Annotated in this window: 26 protein-coding genes; 13 read left to right on the top strand and 13 right to left on the bottom strand. The window is 67.2% G+C overall.

What is annotated here, in order from left to right; genetic code table 11:
- The first annotated feature begins 12 nt into the window (after window positions 1-12).
- Entirely contained in the window at window positions 13-840 is an 828-nt protein-coding gene (locus tag QFZ83_RS08405) for a helix-turn-helix domain-containing protein (RefSeq protein ID WP_307504905.1), read from the top strand.
- A gap of 70 nt (window positions 841-910) precedes the next feature.
- Window positions 911-1,264 carry a VOC family protein gene (locus tag QFZ83_RS08400; RefSeq protein WP_307504904.1) on the top strand — a complete coding sequence of 118 codons (354 nt, stop codon included), beginning with the start codon at window positions 911-913 and terminating at the stop codon, window positions 1,262-1,264.
- A 47-nt stretch (window positions 1,265-1,311) separates the two neighbouring features.
- Here the strand turns inward: QFZ83_RS08400 and QFZ83_RS08395 are convergent, their stop codons facing one another.
- Genes QFZ83_RS08395 through QFZ83_RS08375 form a run of 5 tightly spaced genes read right to left on the bottom strand, consistent with a single transcriptional unit; the run spans window position 1,312 to window position 6,299 of the window.
- Window positions 1,312-2,316: a tripartite tricarboxylate transporter substrate-binding protein gene (locus tag QFZ83_RS08395; protein WP_307504901.1), complete on the bottom strand. Its 1,005-nt coding sequence runs from the start codon at window positions 2,314-2,316 to the stop codon at window positions 1,312-1,314.
- Window positions 2,317-2,367: 51 nt separating this feature from the next.
- A complete protein-coding gene (locus tag QFZ83_RS08390) occupies window positions 2,368-3,228 on the bottom strand; it encodes a CoA ester lyase (RefSeq protein WP_307504898.1) in 861 nt (286 codons plus the stop codon).
- Complete coding sequence (locus QFZ83_RS08385) at window positions 3,225-4,406, bottom strand: CaiB/BaiF CoA-transferase family protein (RefSeq protein ID WP_307504894.1); 1,182 nt, start codon at window positions 4,404-4,406, stop codon at window positions 3,225-3,227. Before QFZ83_RS08385 ends, QFZ83_RS08390 begins: the two co-directional genes overlap by 4 nt.
- A gap of 14 nt (window positions 4,407-4,420) precedes the next feature.
- Window positions 4,421-5,311: a MaoC family dehydratase N-terminal domain-containing protein gene (locus tag QFZ83_RS08380; RefSeq protein WP_307504892.1), complete on the bottom strand. Its 891-nt coding sequence runs from the start codon at window positions 5,309-5,311 to the stop codon at window positions 4,421-4,423.
- Between the two features lie 7 nt (window positions 5,312-5,318).
- Window positions 5,319-6,299, bottom strand: coding sequence for a tripartite tricarboxylate transporter substrate binding protein (locus QFZ83_RS08375; RefSeq protein ID WP_307504888.1), 981 nt, complete (start codon window positions 6,297-6,299; stop codon window positions 5,319-5,321).
- A gap of 148 nt (window positions 6,300-6,447) precedes the next feature.
- Between QFZ83_RS08375 and QFZ83_RS08370 the strand changes: the two genes are divergently transcribed.
- Window positions 6,448-7,365 carry a LysR family transcriptional regulator gene (locus QFZ83_RS08370; RefSeq protein WP_307504886.1) on the top strand — a complete coding sequence of 306 codons (918 nt, stop codon included), beginning with the start codon at window positions 6,448-6,450 and terminating at the stop codon, window positions 7,363-7,365.
- Window positions 7,366-7,581: 216 nt separating this feature from the next.
- Here the strand turns inward: QFZ83_RS08370 and yghU are convergent, their stop codons facing one another.
- On the bottom strand, window positions 7,582-8,460 hold the full coding sequence (gene yghU / locus QFZ83_RS08365) for a glutathione-dependent disulfide-bond oxidoreductase (RefSeq protein WP_307504883.1): 879 nt from the start codon (window positions 8,458-8,460) through the stop codon (window positions 7,582-7,584).
- 28 nt (window positions 8,461-8,488) lie between these two features.
- On the opposite strand from yghU, the gene QFZ83_RS08360 reads away from it, so the two are divergent.
- The gene (locus QFZ83_RS08360; protein WP_307504882.1) at window positions 8,489-9,121 is read left to right on the top strand and encodes a glutathione S-transferase family protein; all 633 of its coding nucleotides are present in this window, start codon (window positions 8,489-8,491) and stop codon (window positions 9,119-9,121) included.
- A gap of 25 nt (window positions 9,122-9,146) precedes the next feature.
- Here the strand turns inward: QFZ83_RS08360 and QFZ83_RS08355 are convergent, their stop codons facing one another.
- Window positions 9,147-10,325: an acetyl-CoA C-acetyltransferase gene (locus QFZ83_RS08355; protein ID WP_013542271.1), complete on the bottom strand. Its 1,179-nt coding sequence runs from the start codon at window positions 10,323-10,325 to the stop codon at window positions 9,147-9,149.
- A 53-nt stretch (window positions 10,326-10,378) separates the two neighbouring features.
- Complete coding sequence (gene phaC / locus QFZ83_RS08350) at window positions 10,379-12,148, bottom strand: class I poly(R)-hydroxyalkanoic acid synthase (RefSeq protein ID WP_307504876.1); 1,770 nt, start codon at window positions 12,146-12,148, stop codon at window positions 10,379-10,381.
- Window positions 12,149-12,261: 113 nt separating this feature from the next.
- Between phaC and QFZ83_RS08345 the strand changes: the two genes are divergently transcribed.
- Entirely contained in the window at window positions 12,262-12,579 is a 318-nt protein-coding gene (locus QFZ83_RS08345) for a hypothetical protein (protein ID WP_307504873.1), read from the top strand.
- On the opposite strand, the gene pgeF is transcribed toward QFZ83_RS08345, so the two are convergent.
- From pgeF to QFZ83_RS08330, 3 genes are read right to left on the bottom strand one after another with little or no spacing between them, the layout of a single operon-like run.
- Complete coding sequence (gene pgeF / locus QFZ83_RS08340; RefSeq protein WP_307504869.1) at window positions 12,511-13,308, bottom strand: peptidoglycan editing factor PgeF; 798 nt, start codon at window positions 13,306-13,308, stop codon at window positions 12,511-12,513. The two genes, QFZ83_RS08345 and pgeF, sit on opposite strands and share 69 nt — an antisense overlap.
- Window positions 13,309-13,947: a maleylacetoacetate isomerase gene (maiA, locus tag QFZ83_RS08335; protein ID WP_307504866.1), complete on the bottom strand. Its 639-nt coding sequence runs from the start codon at window positions 13,945-13,947 to the stop codon at window positions 13,309-13,311. It abuts the gene before it with no gap.
- Between the two features lie 22 nt (window positions 13,948-13,969).
- Window positions 13,970-14,887 (bottom strand): tetratricopeptide repeat protein, encoded by a 918-nt coding sequence (locus QFZ83_RS08330; protein ID WP_307504864.1) that lies wholly within the window; start codon window positions 14,885-14,887, stop codon window positions 13,970-13,972.
- 159 nt (window positions 14,888-15,046) lie between these two features.
- On the opposite strand from QFZ83_RS08330, the gene QFZ83_RS08325 reads away from it, so the two are divergent.
- The 5 genes from QFZ83_RS08325 (at window position 15,047) to QFZ83_RS08305 (ending at window position 17,845) form a co-directional block, all read left to right on the top strand.
- Window positions 15,047-15,748, top strand: a complete 702-nt coding sequence (locus tag QFZ83_RS08325) for a fumarylacetoacetate hydrolase family protein (RefSeq protein WP_307504862.1) — start codon at window positions 15,047-15,049, stop codon at window positions 15,746-15,748.
- Between the two features lie 17 nt (window positions 15,749-15,765).
- Entirely contained in the window at window positions 15,766-16,317 is a 552-nt protein-coding gene (locus QFZ83_RS08320) for an NUDIX hydrolase (RefSeq protein ID WP_013542278.1), read from the top strand.
- 10 nt (window positions 16,318-16,327) lie between these two features.
- The gene (locus tag QFZ83_RS08315) at window positions 16,328-16,816 is read left to right on the top strand and encodes a CreA family protein (protein WP_307504858.1); all 489 of its coding nucleotides are present in this window, start codon (window positions 16,328-16,330) and stop codon (window positions 16,814-16,816) included.
- Between the two features lie 131 nt (window positions 16,817-16,947).
- Window positions 16,948-17,451 carry a murein hydrolase activator EnvC gene (locus tag QFZ83_RS08310; protein WP_306878601.1) on the top strand — a complete coding sequence of 168 codons (504 nt, stop codon included), beginning with the start codon at window positions 16,948-16,950 and terminating at the stop codon, window positions 17,449-17,451.
- 127 nt (window positions 17,452-17,578) lie between these two features.
- Window positions 17,579-17,845 (top strand): hypothetical protein, encoded by a 267-nt coding sequence (locus QFZ83_RS08305; RefSeq protein WP_307504855.1) that lies wholly within the window; start codon window positions 17,579-17,581, stop codon window positions 17,843-17,845.
- Here QFZ83_RS08305 and QFZ83_RS08300 read toward each other — a convergent pair.
- Entirely contained in the window at window positions 17,842-19,476 is a 1,635-nt protein-coding gene (locus QFZ83_RS08300; protein ID WP_307504852.1) for a phospholipase D family protein, read from the bottom strand. The genes QFZ83_RS08305 and QFZ83_RS08300 overlap by 4 nt on opposite strands.
- Before the next feature lie 95 nt (window positions 19,477-19,571).
- Window positions 19,572-19,844 (bottom strand): hypothetical protein, encoded by a 273-nt coding sequence (locus QFZ83_RS08295; RefSeq protein ID WP_234974791.1) that lies wholly within the window; start codon window positions 19,842-19,844, stop codon window positions 19,572-19,574.
- A gap of 300 nt (window positions 19,845-20,144) precedes the next feature.
- Here QFZ83_RS08295 and QFZ83_RS08290 point away from each other — a divergent pair, with 300 nt between their 5' ends.
- The 3 genes from QFZ83_RS08290 to QFZ83_RS08280 are packed head-to-tail and all read left to right on the top strand — an operon-like array spanning window position 20,145 to window position 23,043.
- On the top strand, window positions 20,145-20,546 hold the full coding sequence (locus QFZ83_RS08290; RefSeq protein WP_013542283.1) for a hypothetical protein: 402 nt from the start codon (window positions 20,145-20,147) through the stop codon (window positions 20,544-20,546).
- A 37-nt stretch (window positions 20,547-20,583) separates the two neighbouring features.
- Window positions 20,584-21,231 carry a DNA oxidative demethylase AlkB gene (gene alkB / locus QFZ83_RS08285; protein ID WP_307504849.1) on the top strand — a complete coding sequence of 216 codons (648 nt, stop codon included), beginning with the start codon at window positions 20,584-20,586 and terminating at the stop codon, window positions 21,229-21,231.
- A 6-nt stretch (window positions 21,232-21,237) separates the two neighbouring features.
- Window positions 21,238-23,043, top strand: a complete 1,806-nt coding sequence (locus tag QFZ83_RS08280; RefSeq protein ID WP_307504846.1) for an ABC transporter ATP-binding protein — start codon at window positions 21,238-21,240, stop codon at window positions 23,041-23,043.
- Window positions 23,044-23,108: the final 65 nt, after the last annotated feature.

Here is a 23,108-nt window from a genome sequence, read left to right as displayed (position 1 = left end):
ACAAGCCCCCAGATGAAAACAACGTCCTTGTCTTCGCGCGCCACCGCACCAGAACCGTCTGGCATCGGCGGCTCCGTCGGACAGTACCGGGAAGACGCTCCTCCACCCGGATTGCAAGCCCATTTCCAATCGATCTGGACAAGCGTTCTGCCGGACTCGCATGCCGGAGATATCGCCATCGTGCCGGACGGGTGCGTCGACCTGATCTGGCGAGCCGGTCGACTGTGGGTCGCTGGGCCTGACGTCGTCGCTGCCCGTCCCGATCTACCACCCGGTGCGCGCGTGCTCGGCGCGCGCTTCCAACCCGGAGCGGCGCGCCATTGGCTGGGCATTCCGCTGTCGAAAATCGTTGGTCAAGCCGTCGAATTGACCGATTTGCAGGGAGTCCGGGCCAGAGATTTCGTCTCCCGAATGGAAGAGGCCGAATCCATTGCTCGGCAGACAGAGGTATTTCAGAACCAGTTGATGGCAATGCCGCAGACGACCGGCAAGCCGGACAAGAAAGCCTCGGCGATCTTCCGCTTTGCTGCCTTGCGATCAAATGACGAAGGCTCGGTCACAGCCAGCATGCGCGAGAGCCTGGGCGTCAGCGAACGCAGCTTGTTGCGTCACTGCCGCGATCACTTCGGCTACGGGCCCAAGACATTGGAACGCATCCTGCGCTTCCAGCACTTTATGTCCACGGCTCGTGAGCTGCGAGACGCCGGTTTGGCCGCGCTGGCGATCGATGCCGGCTATGCGGATCAGTCCCATCTCGCCCGTGAGGTCAAGGCACTCTGCGGAATGACCGCTTCAGCTTTGCTGAACCACGTCCGTTGCCCCCTGGGTGTTCCCGGCTGACCGTTTTGTTCAAGACCCGAGATTGCCGTCAGGCGATCATGGCGGCCACTCATCCAACCAGGACAAACAAATGGCAACCTCCGGCCGAGACCGACGAATCGACAACATCGAGTTCAACGTCGCCGACATCGCGCGCAGCAAGGCGTTCTACGGTTCGGCATTCGACTGGACTTTCACCGACTACGGACCGACGTACAGCGAGTTCAGCGACGGTCGGCTGACCGGCGGCTTCACCACGGGCGAGGCTGTGCGCCCAGGGGGCCCGCTGGTCATCGTCTATGCGGACGACCTCGCCGAGACGCAAGTGCGCATCGAAGCCGCGGGTGCCACGATCACTCGCCCGGTCTTTGCCTTTCCGGGCGGGCGCCGCTTCCATTTCCTGGACCCGGACGGGTACGAGCTGGCGGTCTGGTCAGCGCAATAGAAAGGAAAGCGCAACGACGGGGGCCGCCCCCTCGCTCCAGGACGACCTCAATCCGCCTGCACACCCGCAGCGCGGATCACCTTGCCCCACTTGTCGATCTCAGCCGCAAGGTGCGTGCGCAGGCTCTCCGACGTGACCTTCTCCATCGGCACGGCCTCGGTGCTCAGTTCGGCAAAGCGCTTCTTCACCATGTCGTCCTGCAGCGCGACGCGCAGGGCCGCGTTGAGCTTTTCCATCACCGCGGGCGGCGTGCCCTTGGGCGCATACACGCCGTGCCACACCTTCACGTCGAAGCCCTTCAGGCCCTGCTCATCGAGCGTCGGGATGTTGGGCATGCTCGACAGGCGTTGGGGTGTCGTCACCCCGAACACCTTCACGCGCTGGCCGTCCTTGATGACCGGCGCCGTCTGCGTGGTCTGGTCGCACAGGAGGTCGACCTGCCCGCCCATGAGGTCGTTGAGCGCCGGGCCCGCGCCCTTGTAGGGCACGGTGGTGAGCTGCACACCGATCTGGTGCGCGAACAACAAGCCGCACAGCTGCGACACCGCGCCGATGCCGGCGTTGGCGAGCGTGACCTTGTCCTTGTTGGTCTTCACGTAGGCCAGCAGCTCCTGGAAGTTGTTGGCCGGAAAGTCCTTGCGCGAGAGCAGCGTCATCGGCACGTCCATCACCTGGCCGACGTATTCGAAGTCTTTCAGCGGGTCGTAGTTGAGCTTCTTGTAGAGCGCGGGCGCGGTGGCCATGCCCATGTGGTGGGTGAGGATGGTGTAGCCGTTGGGCGCGGCCTTGGCCACGCGCGCCGGCGCGATGGTGCCGCCCGCGCCCACGGTGTTCTCCACGATCACCGGCTGGCCGAGCGACTTGGCCATGGGAATGGCCAGCATGCGCGCCACCACGTCGGTGGGGCCGCCGGCCGAGTACGGCACGACCATGGTGATGGGCTTGTCGGGCCAGGGGGCCTGCGCGGTGGCCGGCGATTGCGCGGCCATGAGGCAGGCGCCCAACGATGCGACCAGCAGGGTTCGTGTTTTCCAATTTTTCTTCAGGTTCACTTTTTGTCTCCTAGGTTGTTGGATCTGTCTTCTTCGTTCGTTCAGCGTTGCTCAGGGCGGCGGCTGCGCATCGAGCGCGAGCAGGCGTTCGGCGAGGCGCACCACCGGCGCATCGACCATGCGGCCGTCAAGGCTGACCACGCCGCCGCCGGCGGACCGGATTGCGTCGATCACGCGATGAGCCCATGCGAGTTCGTCAGCGGTCGGGCCGAGTGCGGCGTGCACAGGGGCGACCTGGTCGGGATGGATGCACAACTTGGCGCCGAAGCCGCCGCGGCGTGCGCGCGCCGTGTCGGCAGCAAGGCGCTGCGGGTCGCGCCAGTCCGCGGTCACGCCATCGATGGATGCGTGCAGACCGGCGCGACGCGTGGCCAGCAGCAATGCGAGGCGCACGGGCACCAGCTCGGTTTCGTCGGCATCGCAGGCCAAGCCGACGTCGGCCTGGAAATCGAGATTGCCGAACGCGAGCCGGAGCACCTGCGGGGCCGTGGCGAGTTCATCGACCGCTGCGAGGCCCGCCGCCGATTCGATGAGGGGCACGAGCAGGCCTGTCGCGCCGATGGCTTCGGCCAGTTGCCGCAGATCACCAGCGCGCTCGGCCTTAGGCAGCACCACGCCTGCGATCAGGCCTTGTGCAACCAGCGCGGCGACTGCCGTGCGGTCGTCGTCGTGCCATGGCGTGCCGCTCGCATTGATGCGCACCAGCAAGCGTTGGCGGCCCGCTTCAGGCAACGCGCCGAACGAGGCCGCAAGGCCCTCACGCGCCGACGCCTTGCGCTCCGGCGCGACCGCGTCTTCCAGGTCGACGATCACGCCACCCGTGCCCGCAGCCAGCGCCCGCGCATGGCGCTCCGGCCGGTCGGCGGGCACGAAGAGAAAGGTGCGCGCGAGCGCGAGCTGCGTCGTGCTCAAACCGCCCTCGCCTCGCGCAGCGCCGCAATGTCCGCATCGCTGCGCCCGAGCGCGCGCAGGATCGACTCGGTGTGCTCGCCCACGGCGGGAATCGCATCCATGCGGTAGTCGAACGCGCTCTGCCGCCCGGCCGGCAGCAGCGCCGGGATATCGCCTGCCGGCGAACCCACCTGCCGCCACCGATCGCGCGCCTGCAGTTGCGGATGCGCCCAGAGCCCGGCCATGTCGTTCATGCGCGCGTTGGCGATCTGCGCGGCATCGAGCCGCTCCAGCACCTGCGCCGTGCTCAGCGCGCCGAATGTCTCCACGATGATCGCGCGCAGCGCCTCGCGGTGTTCGTTGCGGCGCGCGTTGCTGTCGAAGCGCGCGTCGGTGGCGAGCCCCGCCTGCAGCAGCACCTTCTCGCAGAAGGCGCGCCATTCGCGCTCGTTCTGCAGGCCCAGCATCACCGTTCCGCCGTCGCCCGCGGGGAACGGACCGTAGGGGTAGATGGTCGCGTGCGAGGCAGCGCTGCGCGGCGGCGGCGGCGCGCCTTCGTAGGCGTAGTACATCGGGTAGCCCATCCACTCGGCGAGCGATTCGAGCATCGACACGTCGATGTGCGAGCCCTTGCCGGTCTTGCCGCGCTGGAGCAGCGCCGCGAGGATGCCGGTGTAGGCGTACATGCCCGCCGCGATGTCGGCGATGGAGTTGCCCGATTTGCACGGGTCGTCCGGCGTGCCGGTGACCGAGAGAAAACCAGCCTCGCTCTGGATCAGCAGGTCATAGGCCTTCTTGTCGCGGTACGGGCCGTCTTCGCCATAGCCCGAGATGTCGCAGACGATGAGGCGCGGATGCTTGGCCTGCAGCGCTTCGGCGCCGAGCCCCATGCGCGCGGCGGCGCCGGGGGCGAGGTTCTGCACCAGCACGTCGGCACCGGCGACCAGCTCCTGCAGCACCGCGAGCGCGGCGGGTTGCTTCAGGTCGAGCGTGAGGCTTTCCTTCGAACGGTTCACCCAGACGAAGTGCGAGGCTTCGCCGCCGACGCGCCCGTCGTAGGCGCGCGCGAAGTCGCCCACCTCGGGGCGCTCCACCTTGATGACGCGCGCGCCGAGATCAGCCAGTTGCCGGGTGCAGAACGGCGCGGCGATGGCGTGTTCGAGCGAGATGACGGTGATGCCGTCCAGAGGTCTTGTCATGTGCGTGTCTTTCCTCAAGCCAGCACGGCCGTGGCCTGCATCGTGAGCCAGCCGTCGGCGTCTTCGCCCCAGAGGCTGAAGGTCTTGTTGTCGGCGCCTGGCTTGCCATGCACGCGGAACGGCGCGATGTCGAAGGTCGGCCGCACGGCGCGGAATTCGAAGCGCGCGAGCTGCGCGCCCGGCACGTTGCGGCGCAGCAGGTCGACCAGCAGCGTCGCAATCAGAGGGCCGTGCACGATCAGGCCTGGATAGCCCTCGACCTCGGTCACGTAGCGGCGGTCGTAGTGGATGCGGTGGCCGTTGAAGGTGAGCGCCGAGTAGCGGAACAGCAGCACGTCGTCGGGCACGATCTCGCGGCTGAAGGCGGCGTCCTTCGACGCGGGCGTGGGCGGCGGCGTCTTCTCGCCGGGCGCGGCGGCGGCACGATAGACGATGTCGTGCTCTTCGGTCAGCGCGAGGCCGCGCGCGTTGCGCACCTCGTGGCGCACGAGCACGAAGACGAGTTCGCCGGTGCGGCCGGCTTTGTGGGTGACCGAAGCGATGGTCGAGGTGCGCTCGACCTTGTCACCGACCTGCAGCGGGTTGCTCGCTTGCCAGTTCAACCGTCCACCCGCCCACATGCGGCGCGGCAACGGCACGGGCGGCAGGAACCCGCCGCGCTTCGCATGGCCGTCTTCGCCGATCTCGGACTGGCGGTGGTGCGGCAGAAAGTAGAGCCAGTGCCAGAGCGCGGGCAGGTGCGTGCCGGCTGCGGGCGGTGCGTCGTCGCGGTCGAGCGTGGCGGAGAGCGCGCGCACGGGCGCGGCGGTGATGTCGTCGGCTAGCGTCTCGCTGCGGCCTTGCCAGGCTTGGAGCTTTGCGAGCCCGTCGGCGTCGATCGAGGGGGTCGAATTTTCAGGGTTCATGGTTTCTTCAATCGACCGCAGCGCCGGAGGCCTTCACGATCCGCGCCCACTTGGCGAGGTCGTCCTGCAGCAGTTTCGAAAATTGCTCGGGCGTGGTGGGCGCCGCGATCTCGACGCCTTGCTGGTCGAGCTTGTCGCGCAGGTCCTTGGCGGCGAGCGCCTTGCGCGTCGCGTCCTGCAGCGTAGCGAGCACATCGGCCGGCACGCCCGCGGGCGCGAAGAGGCCGATCCACAGCGTGCCGTTGTAGCCCGGCACCGCCTCGGCGATGGTGGGCACGTCGGGCAGCACCGGCGAGCGCTTGTCGCCGCTCACGGCCAAGGCGCGCAGCTTGCCGGCCTTGATGTGCGAGAGCGCCGAAGGCAGGCTCGCGAACACGATGGGCAACTGGCCGCCCAGCACGTCGTTGAGCGCGGGCGCCACGCCCTTGTACGGCACGTGCTGCAGCGAGAAACCGGCCATGCTGTTGAGCATTTCGCCGAGCAGGTGGTTGAGCGTGCCGTTGCCGGCCGAGGCGTACTGGTAGCTGGCGCCCTTCTCGCGTGCGAGCTTCAGGAACTCGGCGAAGTTCTTCGCGGGGAACGTGGGGTTGACCAGCAGCACATTGGGCACCGCGCCGATCAGGCCGACGGGCTTGAAGTCCTTCACCGGATCGAAACCCGGGTTCTTGTAGAGCGCGGGGTTGATCGCCTGGCTGCTGCTGATCGTCATGAGCAGCGTGTAGCCGTCCTTCGGGCCCTTGGCGACGAGTTGCGTGCCGATGTTGCCGCCCGCGCCGGGCCGGTTGTCGACCACCACGCTGGCGTTGTTCATCACCTCGCCGAGCTTCTGGCCGACGAGGCGGCCGACGATGTCGTTGGTGCCGCCCGCGGCCTGCGGCACCACGAGCGTGATGGGGCGCGAGGGATAAGGCTGGGCGCGCGCAGAGCCCGTGTAAATGAACACTGCTGCGGCGGTAAAGGCCAGTAGCGCGCGTGCGAGGAACCTCATGTCGGCAGAGCGGCGGACTGTTGATCCGCCCGTCGTTGGGTTGTGTTGTGTCTCCATGGCCGCATGGTCGTGCGCCATGGCACCGCGCGCAATCTGCGAATTCGGAACCCAGGCTTCTGAAATTCCGAAGGCTTGGCTACGATGCGCCATGCTTTTCGACCTGACCGACCTGCGCCTTTTCGTCGCCACCGCCGAGCTCGGCAACCTCACGCGGGCGGCCGAGCGGCAGCACCTGTCGCTCGCCGCGGCCAGTGCACGCATCAAGGCACTCGAGACGCAAGCCGGCCTGCAACTGCTGCAGCGCGAAGCGCGCGGCGTGCGCCTGCTGCCGCCGGGCGAAGCCTTTCTTCACCACGCGCGCCTCGTGCTCAACCAGACCGAACAACTGCGTGACGACCTGCTCGAGTACGGCGGTGGCCTGCGCGGCCATCTGCGCGTGTTCGCCAACACCACCGCGGTGACCGATTTCCTGCCCGAAATCCTGCCGGGCTTTCTTGCGCGCAACCCGCGCATCAACGTCGACCTTCAGGAAAAACCGAATGCTCAGATCCCGCGCGGCGTGCTCGACGGCCGCGCAGACATCGGCATCGTCGCGGGCCGCGTCGACACGCTGGGCCTGGAGGCGATCCACTTCAGCACCGACCGGCTGGTGCTGGTCACCTCGCGCAAGCACCGCTTTGCGAAGCGCCGAAAGATTTCATTCGCCGAGACGCTCGACGAAGACGCCATCGGCATGCAGCAAGGCAGCACGCTGCAGACCTTTCTGGCGCAGATCACCGACAACCTGGGCAAACGCCAGAAGCTGCGCATCCAGCTCGGCAGCTTCGATGCGATGTGCCGAATGATCGGCAGCGGCGTGGGCATCGGCGTGGTGCCTGAGTCGGCGGCGCGGCGCAATCAGGAAAGCATGCAGCTCGCGCTGATCGACCTCAGCGATGCGTGGTGCGTGCGGGAGCGGTATCTGCTGGTGCGCAGCCGGGCGGCATTGCCGGTGTATGCGCAGGCGCTGGTCGATACGCTGTGCCGGCATTACGCGGCGGGCGAAACGGCTTCGGCGAACGCCTGAAAAAGCCTTTTCTTGTGCTATTGCGCCAACTTGCAATCGGCATCTCAGGCCTGCGATCTCATCCCCATTTTCTGTGCACAACTTTGGGGACAACTCATGTGGAGCCTTGTAAAACGAATTTAACTCGTTGATTTACAAAGAGATTCCACACTTTGCTTAAAAATCAGGCGGTGAACAAGATGCGCCGCCGTCGCCCCATTCAGCGCTGCATGGCGCTCACTTCGGGGTGTCGAGCTTGTCTTGCGTGCGGGTGTCGAAATCGGCGGCGTCGTGGCGCTCATGCAGTTGGCTCTCGGGCTGGCCCCAGGCGCGGTTAACCATGCGGCCGCGCTGCGCCGCGGGGCGCTGCGCGATCTCGTCGCTCCAGCGCCGCACGTTCTTGTATTCGCTCACCTGCAGGAACTCGCCCGATTCGTAGAGCTGTCCCTTGGAGAGCGCGCCGTACCAGGGCCAGACGGCGATGTCGGCAATCGTGTAGTCGTCGCCGGCGAGGTAGCGGCTCTCGGCGAGCCGGCGGTCGAGCACGTCGAGCTGGCGCTTCACCTCCATCGCGAAGCGGTCGATGGCGTATTCGATTTTCGTCGGCGCATAGGCATAGAAGTGCCCGAACCCGCCACCCAGGTACGGCGCACTGCCCATCTGCCAGAAGAGCCACGACAGGCATTCGGCGCGCGCCGCCGGCTCGGTCGGAAAGAACGCGTTGCCGAATTTCTCGGCGAGGTACTGCAGGATCGCGCCCGACTCGAACACCCGGATCGGCGTGGCGCTGCTGCGGTCCATCAGCGCGGGAATCTTGGAATTGGGGTTCACCGCCACGAAGCCGCTGCCGAACTGATCGCCTTCGCTGATGCGGATCAGCCAGGCGTCGTACTCGGCGCCCGTGTGGCCCAGCGCCAGCAGTTCTTCGAGCATCACCGTCACTTTCACGCCATTGGGCGTCGCCAGCGAATAGAGTTGCAGCGGGTGCTTGCCCACCGGCAGGTCTTTCTCATGGGTGGCGCCTGCGATGGGGCGGTTGATGTTCGCGAAGCGGCCGCCGCTTTCCTTGTTCCAGGACCAGACGGTGGGCGGCGTGTAGGCGGTCGTGCCATTCATGCGATGAGTTCCGAAAGTTGGACAGACGATGATCATTCTCTATGACTGCGCCACGGCGCCGAGCCCGCGCCGCGCGCGCATCCTGCTGGCCGAGAAGGGCATTGCCCACGAGACGGTGCAGGTCGATCTGGTTCGTGGTGAGCAATTGGGCGAGGCCTACCGCGCGATCAATCCGCAGTGCACGGTGCCGGCCCTGCGCACCGAGGAAGACGGCCTGCTGACCGACAACGCCGCCATCGCCGCTTGGCTGGAGGCGCAATACCCAGAGCCACCGCTGATGGGCCGCACGCCCGCCGAAAAAGCGGAGATCGCGAGTTGGAACTGGCGCATCGAATTCGAGGGTTTGCTGGCCATCGCCGAGACGATGCGCAACGGCTCGCCGGCGCTGGCCAACCGGGCGCTGCCGGGTCCGGTGAACTATGCGCAGATTCCGGAACTGGCGCAGCGCGGGCTGGCGCGCGTGCAGCATTTCTTCCAGACGTTGAACGACCGGCTGGCCGGCCGCGAGTTCGTCGCCACCGACCGCTTCAGCCTGGCCGACATCACCGCCGTGGTGGCGGTGGATTTCGCGCGCATCGTGCGGGTCAAGCCCGGGGAACAGCACCCCGAGATCGTGCGCTGGCGCGCTGCGATGGCCGAGCGGCCGTCGATGTCGCGCTGAGCGACGACGACGGCGCCCTTGGCGATCAACGTTCGATAGTCAGCGCTACGCCCATGCCGCCGCCGATGCACAGCGAAGCAATGCCCTTCTTCGCGTTCTGGCGCTGCATTTCGTGCAGCAGCGTCACCAGGATGCGGCAGCCCGACGCGCCGATCGGGTGACCGATGGCGATGGCGCCGCCGTTCACGTTGACCTTGTTCACGTCCCAACCCATTTCCTTGTTCACCGCGCAGGCCTGCGCAGCGAAGGCTTCGTTGATCTCGAGCAGGTCGAGGTCGGCGGCCTTCCAGCCGGCGCGCTGCAGCGCCTTGGTCGATGCGGGCACCGGGCCCATGCCCATGATGGCGGGGTCGAGGCCGGCGGTGGCGTAGCTGGCGATGCGGCCGAGCGGCTTCAGGCCGAGCGCGGCGGCCTTCTTGGCCGTCATCACCATCACGGCGGCGGCGCCGTCGTTCAGGCCCGAGGCATTGCCCGCGGTCACGCCGCCGGCCTTGTCGAAGGCGGGACGCAGACCGGCCAGGCCTTCGGCGCTGGTCTTGCGGTTGATGAATTCGTCCTGGCTGAAGACGACCGGGTCGCCCTTCTTCTGCGGAATGCTCACGCCGACGATTTCGTCCTTGAACTTGCCGGCGTCCTGCGCGGCGGCGGCCTTGGTCTGGCTGGCGAGCGCGAGCTCATCTTGCGCGGCGCGGTCGATGCCGTACTTCTTGGCCACGTTCTCGGCGGTGATGCCCATGTGGTACTGGTTGTAGACGTCCCACAGGCCGTCCACGATCATGGTGTCGACCAGCTTCCAGTCGCCCATGCGCTGGCCGTTGCGCGAGTTGGGCAGCACGTGCGGTGCGGCGCTCATGTTTTCCTGGCCGCCGGCGATCACGATTTCGCTGTCGCCCGTGGCCACGGCCTGCGCCGCGAGCATCACGGCCTTCAGGCCCGAGCCGCAGACGGCATTGATGGTGAGCGCCGGGGTTTCCTTGGCGCCGCCGCTCTTGAGCCACGCCTGGCGCGCGGGGTTCTGGCCGGCACCGGCCGCCAGCACCTGGCCCATGATGGCCTCGCCGACCTGCTCGGCCGTGAGGTTCGCGCGCGCAATCACTTCCTTGATGACCAGGGCACCCAGCTCGGTGGCTGCGATGCCGGCGAGCGAGCCGCCGAACTTGCCGACCGGCGTGCGTACGGCCGAAACGATGACGATGTCTTCCATGAGGTTCTCCGTTGAAGTGATTTGAAATCGGGGGTGTGGTTGTTCGGTCGGGATCAGGCCCTGGCCTTCACATAGCGCCCTGGCGCCGGTTCGATGGCCTTGTAGGCCTTGCCGTTGCCGTAGACCTTGGGTGCGGGAATCTGCTTGCCCGCGTGGCCCTTGAGCCATTGTGCCCAGTCGGTCCACCAACTGCCCGGGTGCTCCGTCGCTCCCGTGAGCCATTCAGCTTGCGTCTTCGGGAACTTGCCGTCCTCGCGAATCCAGTGGCTGCGCTTCTTCTTCGCGGGCGGGTTGATCACGCCGGCAATGTGGCCCGAGGCGCCCATCACGAAGCGCTTCTTGCCCGGCAGCAGTTGCGTCGATGCATACGCGCCGCCGATCGGCACGATGTGGTCTTCGCGCGAACCGTAGATGTAGGCCGGGATATCGATCTTGCCGAGATCGATCTTCTGGCCGCACACCGTGAGCGCATTCGGCTTGGCGAGCTTGTTCTCGTGGTACGTGTTGCGCAGGTACCAGGCGTAGAACGGGCCCGGCAGGTTGGTGGCGTCGCTGTTCCAGTAGAGCAAATCGAAGGGCGGCGGCGTCTCGCCCTTCAGATAGTTGCCGACCACGTAATTCCACACGAGGTCGTTGGGGCGCAGGAAGCTGAAGGTGGAAGCCAGGTCGCCGCCGGGCAGCAGGCCGCCCTTGCCCAGCTGCATTTCGCGGTACGCGACCATCGGCTCGTCCACGAAGATGTCCAGGATGCCGGTGTCGCTGAAGTCCAGGAACGTGGTGAGCAGCGTGACCGAGGCGGCGGGCTTTTCGCCGCGCCCCGCGAGCACGGCCAGCGCGGTGCTCAGGATGGTGCCGCCCACGCAGAAGCCGAGCGTGTTGATCTGCTTGCTGCCGCTGATGTCCTGCACCGTGTGGATCGCCTGGATCGCGGCGTTCTCGATGTAGTCGTCCCAGGTGGCCTTGGCGAGCGATTCGTCGGGGTTGCGCCAGCTCACCACGAACACCCGGTGGCCCTGCTCGTTCGCATAGCGGATCAGCGAGTTCTCGGGCTGCAGGTCGAGGATGTAGAACTTGTTGATGCAAGGCGGCACCAGCAGGAAGGGCCGCTCGTACACCTTGGCGGTGAGCGGCTTGTATTCGAGGAGCTGGAAGAACTCGTTCTCGAAGACCACCGCGCCCTCGGTGGTGGCCACGTTGCGCCCCACTTCGAAGGCGCTCTCGTCGGTCATGCTCATGTGCCCCTGCTTCACGTCGTTGAGCAGGTTCTGGATGCCCTTGGCGATGCTCTCGCCCTGCGAGTCGATGGCCTTCTTCTGGGCCTCGGCGTTGAACGCGAGCGAGTTGCTGGGCGACGAAGCCGCCATCCATTGCTCGACCGCGAAGCGCAGGCGCGCCTTGGTCTTTTCGTCGGCGTCGATGGCCTCGGCCATGTTCAGCATGGTGCGGCCGTTGAGCAGGTACACGGCCGCCGAGAAGGCGGCGAGCGGGTTGCTGCCCCAAGCATCGGAGGCGAATCGCTTGTCGCCCTCGGGCTTGGCCTGGAAGCCTTGGCTCCACAGCGCCGTGGCTTCCGCCACGTACTGCTGCTGGATGGACTGGAGCTTCTGGGGGTCGATGGCGATCTTCGGGAGATCGGGCATCTTTGCGCCCCCCGGCATCTGCGGCATCTGCGGTATTTGCCAAAGGGGACTGCCGCCGACATCGAAGGCCGAGGCCCCCTTCGCGGCGGACTGCTGGAACGATGCCAGTGCCTGGGTCCAGCCCTCGGAAAGTGCCTTCTGGAAGGGCGCGAATGCATCCGCCCCCGTCGCTTGTTGCTTCATCATGTCTCCTGGTCCTCGCCTGAGTCGAATCCGGATGGGTGCGTGTTTTGAGTATCCTGCATTCGCACGGCACCGACAACGCCGCTCTTTTCTCTTACCGACTGAAACTTCCCGTGTTCATTCATCTGATCGTGATCGGCTGGCTCTACGTCGTCGTGATGATGTCGGTGGCCGAAGCCACCAACACCACAGGCACCGTGCTGGGCGCCATCTTCACATTTCTTTTGTACGGATTGGCGCCGGTGGCACTGGTGGTTTACCTGATGGGGGCGCCGGGGCGGCGGCGCGCGATCAAGCAGCGCGAGGCCGAAGCACAGGAAGAAGCACGCCGCGCCGCAGCAGAGGCCGCAACGAAGGAAGACTCAAGCCTTCCAGACCAGCGCGGCGAAGCGCCCGCTGACGCCGTCCCGCCGGTGCGAAAAGAACCGTGACGGGTTGCCGACGGTGCACCACGTGTCGCTGCCGTCATTGCCGTACACCGCATCGACACCGGCCGCGCGCAACCGCTGACGCGCCAAGGCCGGCAGGTCCGCCAGCCATTTGCCGGGCACGCCCGCAGGCTTGAAGCAGCTCGCCGCTTCCGGCGCATGGGCCTCGAACGCGGCCTTGACTTCCTCGCCGACCTCGAAGGCTTTCGGGCCGATGCACGGGCCGAGCCATGCGATGACCCTGCTGTCGCCGCGCGCCGGACCCGCCTGCGGCTCGGGCGCAAAGCATCGGGCCGCCTCCTCGAGCACGCCGCCGGCAAGGCCACGCCAACCTGCATGCGCAGCGGCAACCCGCTGGCCCGACTCGTCGGTGAAAAGCACGGGCAAACAGTCCGCCACCATGATGGTGCAGGCCAGCCCGACCTCCGTGGCCGTGCAGGCATCGGCCACCGTGGCGTCGCCGCGCACGGGTTCCGATTCGGCATCGAGCGTCACGACGCCGGTGCCGTGCACCTGCTGCAAAAAAACCGGCCGCGCGGCGATGGCTTGCCCGAGCCGGTGGCGGTTCTCGGCCACATCGGCGGTCAGGTCGCCCACGTGATCGCCGAGGTTCAGGCTCTCGTAGCGGCCGTGCGAAACGCCGCCCTCGCGCGTGGTGCACACGGCCCGCACGTTCGACGGTGCGGGCCAGTCCGGCACGAGCCAGCGCGAATCGATGACGGCGGCGTTCAATCAAACTTCCGCGTCGGGTGCTTGCGAAGGCTGCGCGCGCTGGAAGGCTTCCAGTTGCATGCAGGCATCGAAGGCGGCCATGCTGCGCGGCAGGCCGCTGAAGTCGCAGTCGAAACGACGGCCGTTGAAGATCTGCGGCACGAGGCAGCAATCGGCCAGCGTCGGCGTGTTGCCGTAGCAGAAGGTGCCGCCCGGATGCAGCGCGAGCTGGCGCTCGAAGGCCTCCATCCCGTCGCGCACCCAGTGGCGGTACCAGGCGTTCTTGGCCTCGTCGTCGAGCTTCAGGTCTTTCACCAGGTACTTGAGCACGCGCAGGTTGTTGAGCGGATGGATCTCGCAGGCGATGGACTGCGCCAATGCGCGCACATGGGCGCGGCCGACCGGGTCGCTCGGCAGCAGCGGCGGCTCGGGGTGCGTCTCGTCCAGATATTCGATGATGGCCATCGATTGCGAAAAGCGCTCGCCCTCGTCTTCGAGCAGCGGCACAAGCTTGTCGGCCGAGAGGGCGGCGTAGGGGCCGGTGCGGTGTTCGCCGCGCGCGATGTGCACGGGAACGTATTCGTAGTCGAGGCCCTTCAGGCTGAGGGCGATGCGCACGCGGAACGAGGAGGAGGAGCGGAAATAGTTATGCAGCTTCATGATTTTCCAAGGATAGCGCTCGCTAGGAGCGCGGGGTAGCCGGCAGCACGCAGCGGAAATCGTGCAGCACGACCTCCGGCGATGTCGCGGCCTTCCATTCGTCGAGGATGCGGCGGGCGCCGGCCTCCTCGCGCGAGGCGATGCCAAGGCGCCACGGCCCGAGCGTGCCGGGCGCCTCGTCGGCGCCGTGGTTGTGCCGGCCCTCGCCGAAGGGCCGGCCTTCGGAGCAGGCACGGCAGAGCATCTCCATGCTGTCGGTCCAGTTCTCGGCGAAGCCGTCCGCAGCCTTGAAGCGCTGCACCAGCGCCTCGATGTCCTCCGCGGTCGCGCCTTCCACCGAGACCTCGTAGGTCGAATGCGCCGACGGCGCGATCACTTCGAGCGCATCGAACACCGCCACCTCGCGCTCGCCGCGCAGCCGGTAGCCGTTGGGCGCGCCGTCGTGCAGCACGAGGTCGCCATAGCGATGGCCGCACGCGGGCGTGGGCACGTTGCGCAGGATGGCGCGCGCGGGGTCGATGCGGTCGGCCCACACCACCTCGGTGCCCTCGTCGCCGTGCACGCGGATCGGCGTGAGCCCGACGAAATAGTCGACCGGCCCTTCGCCCTCCGGAATATCGATGCCGTACTGCCGCCACGCACGCCGCGCCGTCGTCCAGTCGCCGAGCGCGGTGGCGGCGATGCCCAGGTTCCACAGCGCGCCCTCGTCGCCCGGCTCGCACTGCACGGCGCGGGCGTTGGCCTGCAGCGAAGCGGCCCATTCGCCGCGGTACTTGTGGATGAGGCCGGCGTTGTACCAGGGCACCGACCAGCCGGGATGGATGGCGCTGGCCTGGGCGTAGGCCTCGAGGGCGCCGTCCTGGTCGCCCTCGTCGTCGCGTCGGCGGCCGAGTTCGTTGAGGGCCGTGGCTTTGCCGGCTTTGCCGATTCGAATGGGCATGGTGTGGCGGGAAAAATCGAAGAAAGAGCGTGACGGAAACGCAGGGCGCCTATTGTGAAGCGCCCGAAAATCCCCGGTCCGGCGCTGCGGCAACCCTGCGCCGCCTCTGGCACACTGCCGGTCTCCCCTCTCCGTTCCGCTGAAAAAGGACACCTCGCAATGGCTTCCGAGTTTGTTTTCGCCCCGCCCGCCACCGTTTCGGTTCCGGTGGCCGGACAGCCCGCCCACTTTCCGGTGCACCGCATCTACTGCGTGGGCCGCAACTACGAAGATCACGCCAAGGAAATGGGTTTCACCGGCCGCGAACCGCCCTTCTTCTTCATGAAGCCCACCGACGCGCTGGTGGTGGTCGACGAAGGCCAGACCGGCACCATGGCCTACCCCTCGCTCACGAAGAACCTGCATCACGAGATCGAACTCGTCGTGGCCATCGGCACGGGCGGAAAGAACATCTTGGCCGCCGATGCGCACAAGCACATCTACGGATACGCCGTCGGCCTCGACATGACGCGCCGCGACCTGCAGGGCGAAATGAAGAAACAAGGCCGCCCCTGGGACATCGGCAAGGGCTTCGAGCAGAGCGCGCCCATCGGCCCGATCGTGCCGGTGGCCGCGGCCGGCGATGCCGAGAACGCCGAAATCTCGCTGCAGGTCAACGGCGTCGACCGCCAGCGCAGCACCGTGAGCAAGCTGATCTGGAACGTAGCCGAAACCATCGAGCACCTGTCGGCCGCCTGGGAGCTGCAGCCCGGCGACCTGATCTACAGCGGCACGCCCGAAGGCGTCGCGGCCGTGGTCTCGGGCGACACGCTCGTGTGCAAGGTCGCCGGCCTGCCGACGCTCACCGTCAAGATCGCCTGAAGACGGCAGCACCGCCCATGCTCCTGCGCGTCCCCATCAAGCACTGCAAGAACTGCGGCACCGCGGTGGTCTACCGCATTCCGGACGACGGCGACACCAAGCCGCGCGCCGTCTGCCCGGCCTGCCACACGATCCACTACGAGAACCCGCTGAACGTGGTGGGCACCATCCCGGTCCTGGGCGACAAGGTGCTGCTGTGCAAGCGCAACATCGAACCGCGCTGGGGCAAGTGGACGCTGCCGGCGGGCTTCATGGAACTCGAGGAATCGACCGCCCAGGGCGCCGCCCGCGAGACCGACGAAGAGGCCGGCGCGAACTTCGAGATGCAGGGCCTGTTCGCGGTGATCAGCGTCGTGCGCGTGGGCCAGGTGCACCTGTTCTACCGCGCGCGGCTGCTGGACGACAAGTTCGATCCGGGCCACGAAACCATCGAGGCGAAGCTCTTCACCGAGGAAGAAATTCCCTGGGACGAGATCGCCTTTCGCACCGTGCGCGAGGCGCTGGAACATTTCTTCGAAGACCGCCGCCGCGGCAGCTTCGACCGCGTGCACGAACTCAGCATCGTTTGACCCGAACCTCATGAACAAGCAACTTCGCGCCGTCCTCTTCTGCGGCGCCAGCCTCGGCTTCGCACTGGCGGCCTCGGCGGCCAAGGCGGAAACGGTGGGCGAAGTCGACACCGCCTTCAAGCTCATCGGTCCCGACCACAAGATCGTGATCGAGGCCTACGACGATCCGAAGGTCAACGGCGTGACCTGCTATGTGTCGCGCGCCAAGACCGGCGGCATTGCCGGCGCGTTCGGCGTGGCCGAGGACAAGGCCGAAGCATCCATCGCCTGCCGCCAAGTCGGGCCGGTCAACGTCACGCAGCCGCTGCCCAAGCGCGAAGAGGTGTATAGCGAGCGGCTCTCGGTGCTCTTCAAGCGCCTGCGCGTGGTGCGCATGGTCGATGCCAAGCGCAACACGCTGGTCTATCTCACCTACTCCGACTTGCTGATCGACGGCTCGCCCAAGAACAGCGTGACCGCGGTGCCCATCGACCGCGGCACGCCGATTCCGCTGAAGTAACGACAGCCATAGCCCTTCGTGCGTTCCGCCCTTCCGGACGGTGCGTACGAGTTTGCTAGCATCGCCCGCGTGGCGCGCCCGGCGTGCCAGACCGCAGGAACCCTCCGCAACGAACCCGTTCCAACAGCGCCATGCAAATCCAGACTTTTCTTTTCCGCGCCGGTGCCGCAGCACTGATTGCCGCCGCCCTCGCCGGCTGCGACACCGTCCCCCTGACGCCGGCACGGCCCGGCCAAACCGTCACGCCGCCCCCGGCGAAACAGGCACTCTTCATCCGTCCCGCGAGCGGCACCACCATCGCCCGCTTCGACGGCGTGCGCAACAAGGGGCTGGACATCGCGGGCAACCTCGGCGATCCGATCGTCGCGTCGGCCGATGGCCGCGTGGTGTACGTGGGCAGCGAACTGCGCTCCTACGGCAACATGGTCATCGTCAAGCACAACGAGACCTTCCTCACCGCCTATGCGCATGCGCAGACCATCCTCGTGAAGGAAAACGCGGTCGTGCGCCAGGGCGAGAAGATCGCCGAAATGGGCCGCAGCGACACCGATCGCGTGAAGCTGCACTTCGAGATCCGCAAGAACGGCACCGCCGTCGACCCCGAGCCGTACCTCAACGGGCGGCTGCAGCAGTAACGCCCCGGCGTTCATTCATCATTTCTTCAGGTTGCCCGTCTGGCACGGGACTAAGCTCCTCGCCACCAGACCCGGGACAGGGCGCGTCTTGCAGCCCTCCCCTCGACCTTGGAAATGGAGAACGAACTTGCGCCTGAACCCGATTCTTTGGGGTGGTCTCCTGGCCTTGGGCCTCGCCGGTTGTGAAACGACCCGCCACAGCCGCGATCGCGACTACGACTACTACGGCCGGCCGCCACCACAGCCCTACTACTACGAGCCCGAGCGCGAAGCGCCGCGTGAGGGCCCGCGGCTGAGCGACATGCAGAAGCGCGCCCTGGACAACTGCATCGTGCTGCCCACCCGCCATGACCGTGCGCGTTGCCGTGCGACGGTCATGTCCACCGTCCGCTAAAGCAGGCTCTCCGGCACCAGAGGCGCCAGCAACTCCAGCTTCCAGCGCGCCCAGAAATGCGTTTCGGGCTCGGTGTGCAGGATGGTGTCGGCCGCATCGCCCGAGGCCGGGCTCACCCATTCGATGCCGCCCTTCGGCCCAAGCTGCAGCTGATAGGCGCCATCGAGCCGGATGAACCCGATCAGGCTGGTGAGCTGCTGTGCGATCTGCGGGCTGAAGATGAAGATGCCGATCTCGGTGTTGTGCAGCTCCGAGCGCGGATCGAAATTCATCGAGCCGATGAACACCGTCTTGCGGTCGATCACCGCCGACTTGCCATGCAGCCGCCCGCTGGCCGAGCCGTACATGCCGAAGCGCCTGGTCTCCTCCACCCGCTTGGGGCTGAGCTCATACAGCTCCACGCCCAGCCGCAGCATCTGGGCACGGTAGCGGCGGTAGCCGATGTGCACCAGCGATTCGTCGGTGGCGGCCAGCGAGTTGGTCACGATGCTGTAGCTCACGCCGTTGCCGCGGATGATGCGGATCGACTCCATGCCGCCGCGCCCGGGAATCAGGTAGGGCGTGGTCTGCATGATCTCGCTCTGCGCGCCGCGCAGATACCGCCGCACGTTGAAGAGCACGCTCTCGCTCGCCTCGTCGGCCGGCAGGCCGCGGCCTTCCGGCGTGGGCGCGAGGGCCTTGGCCGGCGGGTCGGCATACGCCTCGGCGCGCGCCCACACCAGCTTCAGCGTGCCCGCGTCCAGGTCCTTGGCCAGCGGGTTGTTGCCCAAGAGGTCGGTGGAGCCCGGCTCCTCGGGGTGCAGCGTTTCGGGCCCGCTGGTGAGCCGGTCGAAAAGCGCGCGCAGTTCCTTCGGCGATTCGCTGCCCTTGGCTACCAGCGATTCGATCGGGTACACGTAGGGGCTGTTCCAGTACATGTCGAACAGCGACGACAGCCGGTGCACCACCGCGCCGGCCACCAGCGTGTCGATGTCGATGAAGTTCGAGCCCCCGTCGCGCAGGAAATACTCGTTGGCGATGTTGCGCCCGCCCATGACCGCCATCGTGTCGTCCACCACGTACAGCTTGTTGTGCATGCGGCGGTGCACCCGGTCGAAGTCGAACAGCGATGCGGCCCAGCGCGTGCCGAGGCGGTCGCGGCCCGCGGGGAACGGATTGAAGAGGCGCACTTCGACGTTCGGATGCGAGGCAAAGCTGGTGAAGAGCGGGTCGGCGCCCGCGGTGTAGAGGTCGTCCACCAGGAGGCGCACCCGCACGCCGCGGTCTGCAGCATCGCGCAGGGCGCGCAGCAGGTAGCGGCCGGTCTCGTCGTTCTGCACGAGGTAGTACTGCACGTCGATGGAGCGCTGCGCGCGGCGCGCGAGTTCGATGCGCGCATGCAGCGAGAACTGCGGCATCGGCAGCAGGCGGAATCCGCTCAGCGGCTCGCCGGGCGGCGCAGCCGATTTCACGAGGCGTCCGAGCAGGGTGTCCGCGCCATCGGCGATGGCCATCGAGGGCTTGCGCTGCACGTCGGTGGGCAGGCCCGCGCAACCGGCCATGCAGAGCGCGGCGAGGCAGGCGAGCAGCCATGCGAACCACGGGGCACACGGTTTTTCAGCCCGATCAGGGCGACCAGGGTTAGGAGGCATGGAAGCGAGAGAGGAGTGGCAAGCGCACGAAGCGCAACGGCGGACATCCGCGGCTCGCGGTTTCTACCATGAGCGCGGGCCGCCGCGCTCGCCGCTCAGGCGCTGCCGGGAACGGTGGTGGAGCCCGAGATGTCGGGGCCCGGGCTGCGTTGCGGCATCCATTGCCGGACGAAGTGCTCAGCGCGAGCGGTCGCACGACGCACCGCCGCGTCCGACGACAGCTGGCGGGTGATCACCAGTGCGCACCGCGCAATGCCCTGGTGGCTCAATTCCGCAAACCCGGCATAGGTGCCGTGGGGCGTGAGCGCGAGCGCGAACCAGCAGCTCCAGCCTTCCGGCACGCGAATGTCGAGACGAACGATGTCCATGTTCATCACCATAAGCGTTTGTCCGGACGCTTCAATAAGTGAATTCCTTAGACCTACTTCACTCGTTCATGTGAGGCGGATATGCGGATTTATGAGTACATCGGTTGCGGCACCGCCGCAGGGCGGACAAGCCGATCCGCCCGCGTAGACCCGCGGCGGAGGTCGAGCGTTGAGCATGCAACGGCGCGGACGCAGGCTCCTTCGACCCTACGTGCGCGCAGGACGACAGGCTACATTCACCCCGGGGCAGACCTTTCACACTGCGCAGACAGACGGCAATCACAGAACAGGCCACTCATCATGAAAAAACTCGCTCTCCTGGCCTTCCTCGGCCTCATGACCTCCGTTCCCGCCATGGCCCAGGGCGACTACGTTTATGAAAACGACCGCCGCTACTGCGCCAGCGGCCGTTCGGGCATGGACTTCAACTCCTGCATGTGGCGCCTTCGGAACGACCGCGAACGGGAAGACCGCCGCGACTACGAGCGGCGTGAATACGAACAGCGCCGCGAATACGAGCGCCGCCAGCGCTGGCAGGAACCCGCACCGGTCTACGTGCCCGAATACCAGCGCCAACCCCAGTACCAGCAGGAACGCCCCAAGCTCAGCGACATGCAGGAACGCGCGCTCAACAACTGCAACCTGCTCGCCCCGCGCGACCAGCCGCGCTGCCGTGCGACGGTGATGTCGACGGTTCGCTAGGCGTTTCGCACCGGCCCCGAGCGGGCCGGCTTTCCGCATGACGCTCGATCTGTTCGACGATCCACCCCGCGAAGCGCGCGAAGCGATCGGTCCCGGCGCCTTCGTCCTCCCTGGTTTCGCCCTGCCCTTTGCCGACGAGTTGCTCTCGGCGGTCAAGGCCATCTCGCAAGACGCCCCCTTCCGCCATCTCGTCACCCCCGGCGGCTTCACCATGTCGGTCGCGCTCACCAACTGCGGCGCGCTCGGCTGGACCAGCGACCGCCGCGGCTACCGTTACAGCCCCACCGACCCCGACACCGGCAAGCCGTGGCCCGCCATGCCCACGTCGTTCGCCCGCCTCGCCCGCGAGGCTGCATCGGCCGCTGGCTTCGACGGCTTCGCGCCCGATGCCTGCCTGGTCAACCGCTACGCACCCGGCGCGCGGCTCTCGCTGCACCAGGACAAGGACGAGCACGACTACGGCGCCCCCATCGTCTCCGTCTCACTCGGCATGCCGGCCGTGTTCCTGTTCGGCGGCCACGAGCGCGGCGACAAGGCCGTGCGCATTCCGCTCCAGCACGGCGACGTCGTGGTCTGGGGCGGCGAAGACCGGCTGCGCTATCACGGCGTGCTGCCGCTGAAAGACCAGCCGCATCCGGCGCTCGGCAGCCTTCGCATCAACCTCACATTCCGCAAGGCCGGCTGACCACGCATGCAGAAGACGACCGAGACGAACGACCCCGGCAACGCGATCCGCGCGCTCTATGCCGCGCTCTGGCACTTCGCGGCCGGCGCACGCGGGCAACTGCTCGGCGCCACCGCCCTGCTGGCTTCCTCGCAACTGATCCGCCTCACGCTGCCTTATCTCGCGGGCCAGGCCATCAACGCGCTGCAGCGCAGCGACTTCAGCGGCGCGGGCCGCTGGATCGGCACGCTGGCCGCGGTGTACGTGGGCGCGTGGGCGCTGCACGGGCCGGGCCGCATCCTGGAGCGCAACGTCGGCCTGAAGGTGCGGGAGCGCCTCGCCGACGAGCTCTATGCGCGCATCGCCGCCGCGCCGCTGGCCTGGCACGACGGCCACCATTCGGGCGAGCTGCAGCACCGCGTGCACCAGGCCAGCCGGGCGCTGGCGGACTTCGCGCAGAACCAGTTCATCTGGCTCACCAACGCGGTCAACTTCGTCGGGCCGCTGGTGGCGCTCGCGCTGCTGTCGCGCACCAGCGGCGCGACCGCCCTTGCGGGCTATGTGCTGATCGGCCTCGTGATCGTGCGCATCGACCGCGCGCTGATGAAGCTCGCCCGCGCCGAGAACGATGCCGACCGGCGCTACGTGTCGGCGCTGCTCGACTTCCTGGGCAACGCATCGACGGTGATCGGCCTGCGGCTGCAAGGTGCGTCGCGGCTGTTGCTGCGCCGTCGCATGGCGGCGATTTCTCTGCCGCTCAAGCGCACCGTGGTGCTGAACGAGGGCAAATGGTTTGCGGTTGATTTGATGGGCCTGGCGCTGACCTGGGGGCTGGTCGTCATCTACGTGTGGCAGGCGCGCACGCCGGGGCAGGCGGTGATGCTGGGCGCGGTGTTCATGATCTACCAGTACGCACAACAGGCCGCCGGCGTGGTGACTTCTGTGGCGGCCAACTTCAGTTTCTTCGCGCGCATGCACACCGACTACTCGAGCGCCGAACCGATCTGGCGGGCGCCGTCGGGCGACGTGCTCGCCACCGCGCCGGAACAAGTGCCCGAGCGCGAGCGCATCGATGCCGGTGCGACATGGGCGCAACTCGGCGTCGAGGCGCTGCAGTGGAAGTACGCGCCGCGCGGCGAGCCCCTCACGGATGCAACCGAACCACCACGCAGCGGCCTGCACGACGTCGCCCTCACCCTGCGCCGCGGCCAACGCGTGGCCCTCGTCGGCCCGAGCGGCGGCGGCAAGAGCACGCTGCTGCGCGTGCTCGCCGGCCTCTACACGCCGAATGCCGGCACGCTCACGCTCGACGGTCAGCCGGTCGATTGGCCACAACTGCGCCGGCTCGCCACGCTGATCCCGCAGGAGACCGAGCTCTTCGAAGCCAGCGTGCGCGAGAACCTCGCCTTCGGCCAGCCCGCGGACGATGCGCGCCTGCTCGCGGCGCTGCACACCAGCACCTTCGACGAGGTGCTGAAGGCCAACCACGGCGATCTCGACACGGCCGTGTCGGAGCGTGGCTTCAACCTCTCGGGCGGGCAGCGCCAGCGCCTGTGCCTCGCGCGCGGCGTGCTCGCGGCCGAAGGCAGCTCGCTGCTGCTGCTCGACGAGCCGACCAGTGCGCTCGACGCCAACACCGAAGCGCGCGTGCTCGAACGCATCGCAGCGGCATTCCCCAACGCCTGCGTGATCGCGTCGATCCACCGCCTGAGCCTGCTCGATCGCTTCGACACCGTGCTGCTGATGGAGGCCGGCCGCGTGCTCGACCACGGGCCACGCGACGAAGTGTTGGCGCGCCAGCCGCTGCTGCAACGCATGACGGCGCCGGCCTGAGGGCTCAGAAGGTGTGAATGAATCCGGCGTGCCCGAGCAGCCCGCCCAGGCGCGCCCGATCAAGG

The sequence above is a fragment of the Variovorax sp. W1I1 genome (assembly GCF_030815625.1).
Taxonomy (GTDB): Bacteria; Pseudomonadota; Gammaproteobacteria; order Burkholderiales; family Burkholderiaceae_C; genus Variovorax; species Variovorax paradoxus_C.
Note: the sequence above shows the minus strand (reverse complement) of the source record. Positions and strands in the feature narration are given on the sequence as shown.